This is a genomic window from Stenotrophomonas sp. B1-1, assembly GCF_010894375.1.
GTDB lineage: Bacteria > Pseudomonadota > Gammaproteobacteria > Xanthomonadales > Xanthomonadaceae > Stenotrophomonas.
The window spans coordinates 21,747-34,102 of record NZ_JAAIUZ010000003.1 but is presented as its reverse complement, the minus strand read 5'-3'; the positions used below and the strand labels follow the sequence as shown (position 1 = coordinate 34,102).

Annotated in this window: 12 protein-coding genes; 5 read left to right on the top strand and 7 right to left on the bottom strand. The window is 68.5% G+C overall.

Features of this window, described 5'->3' with window-relative positions; all coding sequences use genetic code 11:
• Nucleotides 1-40: 40 nt before the first annotated feature.
• Nucleotides 41-526 (top strand): asparaginase domain-containing protein, encoded by a 486-nt coding sequence (locus G4G00_RS01905; protein ID WP_108748623.1) that lies wholly within the window; start codon nucleotides 41-43, stop codon nucleotides 524-526.
• Nucleotides 527-726: 200 nt separating this feature from the next.
• On the opposite strand, the gene G4G00_RS01900 is transcribed toward G4G00_RS01905, so the two are convergent.
• From G4G00_RS01900 to sufT, 3 genes are all read right to left on the bottom strand, one after another.
• Nucleotides 727-2,475 (bottom strand): S8 family peptidase, encoded by a 1,749-nt coding sequence (locus G4G00_RS01900; protein WP_108752254.1) that lies wholly within the window; start codon nucleotides 2,473-2,475, stop codon nucleotides 727-729.
• Between the two features lie 429 nt (nucleotides 2,476-2,904).
• Entirely contained in the window at nucleotides 2,905-3,999 is a 1,095-nt protein-coding gene (locus G4G00_RS01895) for a branched-chain amino acid aminotransferase (protein ID WP_108748621.1), read from the bottom strand.
• A gap of 59 nt (nucleotides 4,000-4,058) precedes the next feature.
• Nucleotides 4,059-4,610 carry a putative Fe-S cluster assembly protein SufT gene (gene sufT / locus G4G00_RS01890; RefSeq protein WP_108748620.1) on the bottom strand — a complete coding sequence of 184 codons (552 nt, stop codon included), beginning with the start codon at nucleotides 4,608-4,610 and terminating at the stop codon, nucleotides 4,059-4,061.
• 122 nt (nucleotides 4,611-4,732) lie between these two features.
• Here sufT and G4G00_RS01885 point away from each other — a divergent pair, with 122 nt between their 5' ends.
• Entirely contained in the window at nucleotides 4,733-5,152 is a 420-nt protein-coding gene (locus tag G4G00_RS01885; protein WP_108752252.1) for a hypothetical protein, read from the top strand.
• Between the two features lie 158 nt (nucleotides 5,153-5,310).
• Here G4G00_RS01885 and G4G00_RS01880 read toward each other — a convergent pair whose 3' ends face one another.
• Both G4G00_RS01880 and G4G00_RS01875 read right to left on the bottom strand, forming a co-directional pair.
• Complete coding sequence (locus tag G4G00_RS01880; RefSeq protein ID WP_164270951.1) at nucleotides 5,311-6,771, bottom strand: NAD(P)(+) transhydrogenase (Re/Si-specific) subunit beta; 1,461 nt, start codon at nucleotides 6,769-6,771, stop codon at nucleotides 5,311-5,313.
• Nucleotides 6,768-7,088 carry an NAD(P) transhydrogenase subunit alpha gene (locus G4G00_RS01875; protein WP_108752250.1) on the bottom strand — a complete coding sequence of 107 codons (321 nt, stop codon included), beginning with the start codon at nucleotides 7,086-7,088 and terminating at the stop codon, nucleotides 6,768-6,770. Before G4G00_RS01875 ends, G4G00_RS01880 begins: the two co-directional genes overlap by 4 nt.
• Nucleotides 7,089-7,186: 98 nt before the next feature.
• On the opposite strand from G4G00_RS01875, the gene G4G00_RS01870 reads away from it, so the two are divergent.
• From G4G00_RS01870 to G4G00_RS01860, 3 genes are read left to right on the top strand one after another with little or no spacing between them, the layout of a single operon-like run.
• Nucleotides 7,187-7,771, top strand: coding sequence for an RNA polymerase sigma factor (locus G4G00_RS01870; protein ID WP_108752249.1), 585 nt, complete (start codon nucleotides 7,187-7,189; stop codon nucleotides 7,769-7,771).
• Entirely contained in the window at nucleotides 7,768-8,094 is a 327-nt protein-coding gene (locus G4G00_RS01865; RefSeq protein WP_108748615.1) for a hypothetical protein, read from the top strand. Before G4G00_RS01870 ends, G4G00_RS01865 begins: the two co-directional genes overlap by 4 nt.
• A 3-nt stretch (nucleotides 8,095-8,097) precedes the next feature.
• Entirely contained in the window at nucleotides 8,098-8,559 is a 462-nt protein-coding gene (locus G4G00_RS01860) for a DUF3106 domain-containing protein (protein ID WP_164270949.1), read from the top strand.
• 66 nt (nucleotides 8,560-8,625) lie between these two features.
• Here G4G00_RS01860 and G4G00_RS01855 read toward each other — a convergent pair whose 3' ends face one another.
• The gene (locus G4G00_RS01855) at nucleotides 8,626-9,705 is read right to left on the bottom strand and encodes an NAD(P) transhydrogenase subunit alpha (protein ID WP_164270947.1); all 1,080 of its coding nucleotides are present in this window, start codon (nucleotides 9,703-9,705) and stop codon (nucleotides 8,626-8,628) included.
• Between the two features lie 52 nt (nucleotides 9,706-9,757).
• Complete coding sequence (locus G4G00_RS01850) at nucleotides 9,758-12,076, bottom strand: DUF1631 domain-containing protein (RefSeq protein ID WP_164270945.1); 2,319 nt, start codon at nucleotides 12,074-12,076, stop codon at nucleotides 9,758-9,760.
• Nucleotides 12,077-12,356 lie beyond the last annotated feature (280 nt).

Genomic DNA, 12,356 nt, shown 5'->3' with positions numbered 1-12,356 from the left:
CCGCGCCGCTGTACCTGTCCTGGTTTCGCGCATGCACATGATGGAAGAACTCCTGGTCGTCACCACCGGTGGCACGATCGACAAGATCTACTTCGACGACAAGTCGGACTACCAGATCGGCGACCCGCAGATCGGCATGATCCTGCGCGAGCTGGGGGTGACCTTCCGTTTCAATGTGATTCCGATCCTGCGCAAGGATTCGCTGCACATCAACGATGAGGACCGTGAGCTGATCCGGGCCACCATCGCCGCGCAGCCGACCCGCCACGTGCTGGTCACCCACGGCACCGATTCGATGGTGCAGACCGGCAAGGTGCTGTCGACCATCGCCGACAAGACCATCGTGATGACCGGTGCGCTCAGCCCGGCGCGCTTCCGCGGTTCGGATGCCGAATTCAACATCGGCTGTGCCATCGGCGCGGTGCAGTCGCTGCCGTCGGGCGTGTACATCGCCATGAACGGGCGCATCTTCGATCCGCAGCACGTGCGCAAGAACGTGGCCGCCAACCGCTTCGAATCGGTCTGAGGTTCCACGGCGCGCTGTCGCGCGGATGGATTCGGCGTTTCGGTTGCTGCTGGGTTGAGGGGATGATCCCCTCCTGACAGATCGCCGCGTGCGGCCAGCAGGAGCAAGTACCTTGCACGGCGACGCTTTGATGCAGCCGCCGCCCATGAAAAAAACACCCCGGCCGAAGCCGGGGCGTGCCCTTGGAGAGGGACTTGGGCTCAGTACTGGGCGTTGAGGGTCAGGCCCGAGAAGGTGCTGTAGGCCTTCACCCGCACGTGCCAGGTGCCAGCGGCCGGGCTGTTCACGGTGCAGGTCTCGTTGTTGCCGCTCAGGTACGGGCGGCAGGTGTAGGTGGTATCGGTCGGGGCGCTGCCCTGGCGGATGTACAGATCGGCATCACCGCTGCCACCGCTGATGGCCACGCGCAGCTGGCTGCTGCCGGCCGGCACCTGCACGGTGTAACTGAGCGAGGCGCCGCTGGACGCGCCCAGGCCGGTCACCGGCACGTTGTTCTGCAGCACGGTGCCACCCGGTTCCGGGGTGGTGCCACCACCGCCGTTGATGGCGGCCGTGACCGCTGCATCGGCGTCGACGATGCCCGCACCGCAACCGCCGGAGCAGGCGCCCGGAAGCGCACGCGCGGTGCTCTTCAGGATGCTTTCCACCTGCGCCGGGCTGAGCGGGCTCGGTGCCACCGACTGCATCAGCGCGACCACGCCGGCCACGTGCGGTGCCGCCATCGAGGTGCCGTTGTACGAGGCATAGCTGGCGCTGGCCGGCACGGTGGTGCCGGTGTTGAGGGTGGACAGGATGTTGGCACCCGGTGCCGACACGTCGATGCCGGTGCCGTAGTTGGAGAAGCTGGCGCGGGCGCCGGCCGAGGTGGTGGCGGCCACCGCGATCACGTTCGGGCAGTTGGCCGGCACGGCCGAGGACACGTTGGTGTTGCTGTTGCCGGCGGCGACCACCACGGTGGTGCCACGGCCAACGGCGCCGTTGATCGCATTCTGGTAGGTGGTGGAGCAGCTGCCGCTGCCACCCAGCGACATGTTGATGACTTCGGCCGGATTGGCGTTGGCGGGCACGCCGCTGACGGTGCCACCGGAGGCCCAGACGATCGCGTCGGCGATGTCGGAGGTGTAGCCGCCGCACTTGCCCAGCACGCGCACCGGCACGACCTTGGCGTTGAAGGCGGTACCGGCCACGCCGGTGCTGTTGTTGGTCACCGCAGCGATGGTGCCGGCCACGTGGGTACCGTGCCAGCTGGAGTTGGAGGCCGGGTAGCCGGTGCCACATTCGTTGGCGGCGTACCAGTCGCCTTCGTCGTTCGGGTTGCTGTCACGGCCACCGCCATCGCGGGCCATGGCGGCATCGCTGATGAAGTCATAGCCGGGCAGGATGTTGGCGTTCAGATCCGGATGGTTGGTGATGCCGGTGTCGATCACCGCCACGACCACGCCGGTGCCGGTGGCCTTGTCCCAGGCCGGGCGGACATTGATCGAGGCGTTGGAGGTGCCGAAGCCCCACTGTTCGCTCAGGCGGGCGTCGTTGGGCACCAGAGTCGGCCGCATGATCTGGTCGACTTCCACGTATTCCACGTTCGGGTCGGCGGCGAGCTTGCGCATCAGCAGCTCGGATTCGGCCTGGTCCAGCGCGCGGTCGGTCTTGACCACGGTCGGGCCGATGGCCAGCTTGCGGACTTCCTGCAGGCCCAGGGCGCGGCCCTGGCTGCTGGACAGGCCGGCCGCGGCGGTCTTCAGGGACGAGGCCAGTGCGGTGGTGTTGGCCACCGGGGCACTGCCTTCACGGTACTTCACGATGAAACGCTGGTGCGTCGGGGCGGACTGCAGGCCGCTGAGCTGGACGTCACCGGCGAACGCCGGGGCGGCCAGCAGCAGGGAGGTGACAACAGACGCACTGAGAACCACCCACGACTTGCGCGCACGCAGATGCGAAACCTGGGACATCGGAATTTCCCTTTCTAGTGGTGTGAATGCCGGAATCGGCAGAAGCACCGGCGCGAGCGCTTGGCAAGGAACGAGGGCGCGGCTCGGCGTCCGGTGAGTCAGCGGATTCCCCTGTCGATCCGCTGTCAGATGACGCTAAAGGCTCGATCCGGACACCACAAGATTTTCAGTGTCTTTTCAGCAACATGAAATGTCTGTTCTGAGACTTCCCGTGTGGAAGGTTTGTGAAGGTGAAGGAACTTTCACGTCACGTGCACGGACATGACTGGGACTTTCGCTGTCCCGGGATGTCTTTGCCGACATCGGCACCTGTGGTGCCGGGATGGGTCGCCACAATGCAGAAAGCCCGTCGCGAGGACGGGCTTTGCTGGGAAACCAGGCAACAGAGCAGTCGAGCATGGCTCGACTCTACAAACGCGTGGAGGGCGATCAGCCCAGTTTGACCAGCCAGTTGTGGCGGTCCGGCAGGCGGCCGTACTGGATGTCGGTCAGTTCCTTGCGCAGCGACATGGTCACTTCGCCGGCCGGTGCGTTGATGTCGCCCACCGAGAAGCCTTCGCCCTTCAGCTGGCCGATCGGGGTGACCACCGCGGCGGTGCCGCAGGCGAACACTTCGGCGATCTCGCCCGAGGCCACGCCCTGCTTCCACTCATCGATGGTGACCTTGCGCTCTTCGACCTTCATGCCACGGTCGCGCGCCAGCTGCAGGATGCTTTCGCGGGTGATGCCTTCCAGGATGCTGCCGGACAGTTCCGGGGTGACCAGGGTGCCGTCCTTGTAGACCAGGAAGACATTCATGCCGCCCAGTTCTTCCAGGTACTTGCCTTCCACCGGGTCCAGGAACAGCACCTGCGAACAGCCCTGCGCCTGCGCCTTCTGCTGCGGCAGCAGCGAAGCGGCGTAGTTGCCGCCGCACTTGGCCGCACCGGTGCCGCCCTTGGCCGCACGCGCGTATTCGGTGGACAGCCAGATCGAGACCGGGGCAACGCCCTTGGCGAAGTACGGGCCGGCCGGGCTGGCGATGACGTAGTAGCCGGCCTTGTGCGCGCCGCGCACGCCGAGGAAGGCTTCGTCGCCGATCATGAACGGACGGAAGTACAGGCTGGATTCGTCGGCCGACGGCACCCAGTCCTTGTCCAGCGCGATCAGCTGCTTCAGCGATTCAACGAAGATCTCCACCGGCAGTTCCGGCAGCGCCAGGCGCTGGGCCGAGCGCTGCAGGCGACGGCCGTTGGCATCCGGGCGGAAGGTCCAGATGGAACCGTCGGCATGGCGGTAGGCCTTGATGCCTTCGAAGATTTCCTGGCCGTAGTGCAGCACGGCGGCGGCCGGGTCCAGCTGCAGCGGGCCGTAGGCACGCACGTTGGCGTTGTGCCAGCCGGCATCCTTGTCCCAGCGCACTTCCACCATGTGGTCGGTGAAGTGCAGGCCGAAGCCCGGCTTCTCCAGGATCTGGGCGCGCTCTTCAGCGCTGCGCGGGTGGTCCGAACGGGTGACGGCGAAGCTGGGGATGGACTGGGACACCGGAGGATTCCTGTTCTGGTTGCGGGTAGTGCCGGCCCCGCCAGTTGCGGGACCGTGGGTCAAAGCATGCCGGTTTCGAGCCGCGCAGCCTCGGACATCATGTGCTGGTTCCACGGCGGGTCGAACACCAGCTCGACGTCGGCCTGGGCCACCGTCGGGATCATTTCGAGCTTGCTGCGCACATCGTCCACCAGGATGTCGCCCATGCCGCAGGCCGGCGCGGTCAGCGTCATCTTCACGTCGATCTCGCGCTGGCCTTCGTCCAGGTGCTTGATCTCCACTTCGTAGACCAGGCCCAGTTCGACGATGTTGACCGGAATTTCCGGGTCGAAGCAGGTGCGCAGCTGCTGCCACACCAGCTGTTCGACCTGCTCGTCGGTGGCGTCGTCGGGCAGCTCCAGCGGCGCCGGCGCCTCTTTGCCGATGGCGTCGCCGTCCTTGCCGGCGATGCGGAACAGATTGCCTTCGACAAACACCGAATAACTGCCGCCCAGTGCCTGGGTGATGTACCCATAGCTGCCGGCAGGCAGGGTGACGGTGTCGCCCTGCGGGACCATCACGGCCTCGCAGTCGCGTTCGAAGTGGACAGGTTCGCTGCTACGGGAATACATGGGGATCGATATGGGGCCGCGGACCGGGCCGCGCAAGCCTGCATTCTACCCCGCCCGCCCCACCGACGCCGGTGCGCTGCGGCAAACCACAGTATCCTGTGGCTGACCTTCAGGAAGCTTCGATGTCCTCCAATGCCACACGTGCCAGGACCGTGACCTGGCTTTGGCCCTTCATGCTGCTGCTGGGCCTGCTTGTTGCTCCCATGGCCTGGGTGCTGCTGGCCCTGATGACCGGCCGCCAGGTCGGCTGGATGGCGGTGGTGACCGCGCTGGAACTGGTGTTCATGCTGCGCCTGGGCACGCTGGGCCCGGGCCGGCTGCGCATTGCCCTGGTGGTGCTGGGCACGCTGCTGGTGAGCGCAGTGGCGTACTGGAGCATTGCCAGTGCGTGGATGGGTGGCTCGATCGGGCTGAACCCGATGGATGCCTCGCTGCGGATGGGCCCGCACCTGGCCTGGACCCTGACCAACCTGGCCAACGGGGCGATGGAATGGATCTGGCTGGCAGTGGGCGTGGTGGTCGGCGCCTGGCTGGCGCGCTGAGCGCGCCGATGGCTGCGCGGCAGGAGCGTGCGGACCAAGGTCCGCACCTACCGGGAACACCCGGGTAGATCCACGCCATGCGTGGATGCGGGGGTGCCGGCTGCTGCCCGCCAGGCGCGTGCGGACCAAGGTCCGCACCTACCGGGTGCAACCTCCGCTCAATGGCCGCCGTCGAGGGCCTTCAATTCGCTGACCAAGGCGGCGGCGGCTTCGGCGCCATCGCCGTACAGCATGCGCGTGTTGTCGGCATAGAACAGCGCGTTTTCAATGCCGGCAAAGCCGGTGCCCTTGCCACGCTTGATCACCACCACGTTGCGCGCGTTCACCACGTCCAGCACCGGCATGCCGTAGATCGGGCTGGCCGGGTCGGTGCGCGCCACCGGATTGACCACATCGTTGGCGCCGATCACCAGCACCACGTCGGTGGTGGCGAATTCGGGATTGATGTCGTCCATGTCGGCGATCAGGTCGTAGGGCACGCCGGCTTCGGCCAGCAGCACGTTCATGTGCCCGGGCATACGCCCGGCCACCGGGTGGATGGCGAACTTCACCTTCACCCCGCGCTGTCCCAGCCGCTGCGCCAGTTCCCAGATCTTGTGCTGGGCCTGGGCCACGGCCATGCCGTAGCCGGGCACGATCACCACGCGTTCGGCGAACGCCATCATCGCGGCCACGTCGGCCGCATCGATCGGCTTCTGCGACCCGCTGATCGCCTGCGCTTCGCCCGCCGCACCGCCGCCGAAGTTGGAGAACAGCACGTTGCGGATCGGCCGGTTCATCGCCTTGGCCATCAGCCGGGTCAGCAGGATGCCGGCCGCGCCGACCATCATGCCGGCGATGATCAGCGCCTCGTTGCCCAGCACGTAGCCCTCGAAGGACACCGCCAGGCCGGTGAAGGCGTTGTACAGCGAGATGACCACCGGCATGTCTGCGCCACCGATTGGCAGCGTCATCAGCACGCCCAGGGCCAGTGCCAGCACGAAGAAGCCGACGATGGCCCAGGTGCTGAGCGTGCTGGCGGCGATGATGCCCAGCACCACCACGGCCAGCGCCACCAGCAGGTTCAGCACCTGCTGGCCGGGCCAGGTCACCCGCTTGTCCAGGCGGCCATCCAGCTTGGCCCAGGCGATGACCGAACCGGACAGCGACACCGCACCGATGGCCGCGCCGACCACCGCCAGCAGCAGCACGGTGGCCGAAGGCTGGCGCGCAGCCAGGTCGGCCAGCGCCTGCGCGCTCCAGTGGCGGGTATCGCGGTGGGCCAGGAAGGCGTAGCGCAGCAATTCCACCGCGCCGATGGCCGCCGCCGAACCGCCGCCCATGCCGTTGTACAGCGCCACCATCTGCGGCATGTCGGTCACGGCCACCTTGCCGGCCGACCACCACGCCAGGCCCGCGCCCAGCAGCAGCGCCACCAGGATCAGCGGCACGTTGTGCAGTTCGGGCAGGAAGAAGGTGGCCGCGGTGGCCAGCAGCATGCCCAGCCCGGCCCAGCGGATGCCGCTGCGCGCGGTGAGCGGCGAGGCCATGCGCTGCAGGCCGAGCAGGAACAGGGTGGCGGCCACCAGGTAACTGGCCTTGACCAGCCAATCGAGCAGTTCAACCGTGCTGATGTTCACGCCTGCGGCTCCTTGGCTGCATCCTTGCCGGCCTTGGGCGCGCTGGGCTTGAACATTTCCAGCATGCGCGCGGTCACCACGTAGCCACCGGCGGCATTGCCCGCCCCCAGCACCACGGCCAGGAAGCCCAGCGCCTTTTCCAGCGGTGTCTGTGCGTGGCCCAGCACCACCATGGCGCCGATCAGCACGATGCCGTGGATGAAGTTGGAACCCGACATCAGCGGGGTATGCAGGATGACCGGCACCCGCGAAATGATCACGTGGCCGGCAATGGCGGCCAGCATGAAGATGTACAGCGCCACGAACCCGTCACTCATCGGCAACGCCTCCCGCTCTGTCTTCGTCGCCCCATCATAACCACGGGCTGAACCCGGTGCGCGGCCCGGTCAACCACGGGCGCGCTCACGCGTTGTCGATGGTGACCGTGAGCGAGGAACCGTACCCTGTGCTGGTGAGCAGCCCTCTTCCCCCGACCGCTGACAGCGAGGCCTTGCCGGCGTCGCTGGAGGCGTTCCTGGCCGGCGTCGGCCCGCGCGCGTTCCGCTTCGCCGAAGCCGGCCTGCGCCAGCGCGACGATGCGCTGGATGCCGTGCAGGATGCGCTGATGCGCATGCTGGACTACGCCGACAAGCCGGCCGCCGAGTGGGCGCCGCTGTTCTGGAGCATCCTGCGCCGGCGGGTGATCGACATGCAGCGGCGACGCCGCTTCCGCCTGCCGTTCTGGCGCGACAACCAGGACGCCGACGGCGGCGAGATCGACTGGGCCGACCCCGGCCCGGACCCGGCGCAGGCGCACGAGCAGCGCCAGCAGTACCAGCAGCTGGTGCAGGCACTGCGCACCCTGCCCGCCCGCCAGCGCGAAGCCTTCACCCTGCGCGTGCTGCAGGACCTGGACGGCGCCACCACCGCGCGCGCCATGGGCTGCAGCGAAGGTGCCGTCAAAACCCATCTGGCACGCGCCCGACAGGCGCTGCAGGACCATCTGGAGATCGACCCGTGAACCGCTCCCTGCCTTCCGACGACGCCCTGCGCAGCCTGCACGGGCACGCGCTGCAGTCGCTTTCCCCGGCCACCCTGGCGCGGCTGCGCCAGGCCCGGCACGGTGCTGCAGGGGCGCGCCGCGACCGTGGCCGCTGGTGGCTGGCCACCGCGTGTTCGCTGGTGGTTGCGCTGGGCATCGGCGTGCAGTTCACCGGTACCGCCCCGCATACTGCGCCGGTGGCGCCGCCTGCCGTGGCCGCGGTGGACGACAACGGCGCGCTGTACGACGAGAATCCCGATCTGTACCTGTGGCTGGGCGACACCGACCTGGCGATGGAGTGAACCATGCTGCGAGTTTCAACCCTGCCGATCCTGATCGCCCTGGCCGTGCTGCCGGCGGCGCCGGCGTTGGCCCAGTCCCCCGCACCGGCCGCGCCCGCGCGGCTGGCACCCGCTGCGCCACTGCCGGCGTGGGAACAGCTGAGTCCGGCCCAGCGTGAGGCCCTGCTGGCGCCACTGCGCGACCGCTGGAACGGCGCCGACGCCGCGCAGCGCCAGCGCATGCTGTCGCACGGCCAGCGCTGGCAGTCGATGAGCCCGGAAGAACGCGACAAGGCGCGGCGCGGGTTGCGCCGCTTCGAACACATGAGCCCGGAACAGCGCGAGCAGGCCCGCGCCCTGTTCGGGCAGATGCGCCAGCTGAGCCCGGCCCAGCGCGATGCGCTGCGCGAGCGCTGGTCGCAGATGACGCCCGAGCAGCGCAGCGACTGGGTGCGCGACAACACGCCGCCGGCCAGGCCGCGGTAAGACGCCGGGAACGGGGTCAGAGCCCTTAGCTGGCGCAAAGGGATCCGACCCCTGACCCCGCGCGGTTCACGGCTGCCAGCGCGTTTTCGCCAGCAGTTCGTCGTCCCAATCGAACGCGACCTGTCCTTCGCGCACGAACAGCGCCACGAAGTTCAGCAGGTTGCGCGCATACATCTCGCTGGCCTGGGTGGCGCCGCGACTGGCCAGGTGCAGCGGCCCGTCGATCACCACGCCGTGGTGTTCGATGCATTGGCCAGGCTGGGTCAGTGCACAGTTGCCGCCACTTTCGGCGGCCAGGTCGACAATCACGCTGCCCGCCGCCATGCCTTCGGCCATGGCCGCAGTGACGATCGTCGGCGCCGGTCGCCCCGGCACCGCGGCGGTACAGATCACCACGTCCACGCTGCGCAGGTGCTCGCCCAGCCGCCGCTGCTGTTCGGCGCGCTCCTCGTCGGTCAGCGCGCGCGCATAACCGCCCTCGCCCACCGCGCTCACGCCCAGGTCAAGGAAACGCGCGCCCAGCGACTGGATCTGCTCGCGGGTTTCCGGCCGCACATCGAAGCCTTCCACCTGTGCACCGAGACGGCGCACGGTGGCAATGGCCTGCAGCCCGGCCACGCCGGCGCCGATCACCAGCACCTTGGCCGGCCGCACCGTGCCGGCGGCGGTGGTCAGCATCGGGAAGAAGCGTGGCGCGCGATCGGCGGCGATCAACGCCGCCTTGTAGCCGGCCATGCCGGCCTGCGAACTGAGTACGTCCATGGCCTGCGCACGGGTGGTGCGCGGCAGTTGCTGCAGCGGGAACAGCCGCAGGCGGTCGTCGGCCACCAGCGCAGCCAGGGCGGGATCGGCCGCCGGCGCGAGCAGGCCGACCACGCTGGCACCGGGCTTGAGCAGGTTCAACTGCGCCGCGGGCGGATTCTGCACGCACAGCAGGATGTCGATCTCGGGCCAGCGCGCCGCGTCGAACGCGCGTGCACCGGCATCGTCATAGGCGGCATCAGGGAAGCCGGCGGCCAGGCCGGCGCCGGCTTGGTACCAGACGGTGATGCCCAGTGCGCCCAGCTTCTTCGCCGTTTCCGGCGTCAGCGCCACGCGCCGTTCGCCCGGCGCGGTCTCCTTCATCCCCAGCAACGCCACGGCCATGCAGGTCCCCGCTGATCGGTGAGTTTTCCCGATCCTAGCAGGGGTGCCCGGCTCAGTGCAGGGTGGCGCTGCCCGGGTCCAGGCGGTCGATCACGCCCTGCATGGCGCTGTCGAAGGCGCCATCGTCCACGTGGGCGCGCAGGCGGCCCAGGCGCACCATCACCGCCAGTTCTTCCGGCGAGGCCACGCAGAAGCGCACGCCGCGGCGGTTGACGAACAGAAGGCGCGAGGAGATCGGGCTGACCCAGGACAGCTTGCCGGCCTGCACCTTGCCGTCCTTGTCGACGAAGTCGAGCCAGTTACCGATTTCCATGCGGCGGAAGCGATCGGCGTCGGCGTTGTCGAAATCGTCGGTATCCACCTGCCCGCCCAGTTCGACGGCCGCCGTTTCCGGCGCCGGCGGTGTCGGCAGCGCCACCTGCGGCAGCTCCGGCAGCGCGCGCTGCAGTTCCGGGCGCGATTCGGCAATGCCCTGCAGCGTGTCGTGCAGTGCATCGATCGCCGCGCTGGCGGCATCGCCGTGCACGCCCACGCTGGCAAACACCTTGGCCAGCGCCGGCTGCCAGGCCTGCAGCCACGGCTTGCCGACGATCTGGCGGCGCGCTTCGGCCACTTCTTCCAGCAGGCCATCGCCCAGGCTGAGGGCCTCGGCTACCGAACTGCCCTCTTCACCCTCGCGCAGCAGCGCCAGGGTCAGGTGGTGCTGCCACGGCTGGCGCAGGAATTCGGCAATGGCCGAGGGCAGCGTGGCATCGCCGATGCGCCGGTCCAGTTCGGCACCGGCGCGGCTGCGGGCCATTTCCAGCTTTTCCTGGCCGCGCTGGGTCTCGGCGGCACGGCGCTCGGCAATTTCCACGCGGCGGCGGTGCTGCACCAGGAACTCGCGGAACTCTTCTTCCAGGGTCAGGAAGATGGCCAGGTTCTCGTTGAACTCGGCCACCAGGCGTTCGATGATTTCTTCCACCTTGGCCATCAGCATGCGCTCGGCCTGGCTTTCGCCGGTGTTGCCCTCGCAGGCCTCGGCCAGCGAATTGAGCAGCTTGCGTGCCGGGTGGGTCTTCTGCACGAACATGCGGCGGTCGAGCATGGCCACCTTCACGAACGGCACCACCAGGCGGCCGATCAGCTCGCGCGAACGGCCTTCCAGCTCGCGCTCGTCCAGCATCACGTCGAACAGCATGCCGACCAGATCGATCGCATCCTCGTCCTGCGGGTCCAGGCGGGTCTGGCCGGGATCGGCGCCGAGCCGGGTCGCGCTGGACAGCACTTCACTCTTCAGGCGCTGCGCCAGCGATTCGCCGTCTTCGCCAATGGCCGCCCGCAGCGTGGCGCTGGGCGTGGCCTGCAGCAGCGACAGCACCGACATCATTTCGCGCTGGCTGAGCGGGCGATGCTGGCCCACGGCCACCTGCGCGGCCGACGTTGCGTCTTCGCGCACGTGGCGCGTCTGCTGCAGCAGCTCATGCAGGGCTTCCAGCAGCATGCCCTGCTGGCCGCCGTAGCCTTCACCGGCCGGGCCTTCTTCCACGCCCAGGTGCTGCTGCATGTGCCCGCGGCGCTCGGACCAGCGCGCGGCAAAGCGCTGCGCCCAAGCCGGCGCGGCCTGTTCTTCGTCGCTGAAATCAGTGTCGAAGCCGGGCGCGGCGCGCTGTTCGACCAGGTCATCCAGGCCCGGCGGCGGCCGTGACGTCGCGGCGGACGGGGCACGACGCGGCGCGCCCATCTGCGGCATCACCCCGGCGGCGGCCAGTTGTTCGTCCAGCTTTTCGTAGATGCGCCCCACCGGCACGCGCAGGTCGCGCTCGCACAGCTTGATCAGCACCAAGTGCACTTCCGGGGCCAGCTCGCAGTGCGCGAACGCCTCGTGGATGGCCACGCCCAGGTGCTCGGGGCTGATCGGATTGCGGTCGGCATCCAGTTCGCCGGCGCCGACCAGCCAGCCCAGCCGGCGGTCCAGGCGCGCCAGCACCGGCTTGAAATCGCGCAGCAGCACCGTGGCGAAGTTGCGCACGGCCAGCCGCGATTCCAGTACATGTTCGGGAATCAGGCTCAGGCCTTCTTCGGCCGGCCCGGACAGGGTGGCCTCGGCCGACAGCGGTTCGCCCGTGGCCAGGGCGGCCCAGGCCCGCTGCAGGTGGCCGGCATAGGCGGCCTCGATCTCGGCGCGACGGCGGCGCAGTTCACGCATGGCATCCAGGAACAGCAGCTGCGACGCGCCGGCATTGCCGGCACGGTCGAACAGGGCATCGTCGAAGCGGGCCAGTGCCGCGGCAAATGCCTGGCACAGCGCCGGCAGGACCATGTCCCGGGCAAGCTGAAGCTGGGCCGGGTCACGACCCGGCGATCCCATCGGAGTGGGCGCGCTCATCATTCGGGAAGGCTCCCCACCTTCTCTATTGCGACTGACATCATGGACATCGCGACGGCCGGTGCACCCCATGCACCGGTACGCCGATGGTAGGCCGGCCAGCCTGTCACGGACAGTGAAACAGTCCTCACTTCAAACCTCACGACCGGCGGCCCGGCAAGACGGGTATCGTAAGCCGTGCGGGGCCTGCGAGGCGAGGGGAAGCGGCGTCAGGCGCCGCGCCAGTGGCATGACGTTCATCACAGTTTGTTATTTGAATGGCAGACGCGACACGACGGGCGTC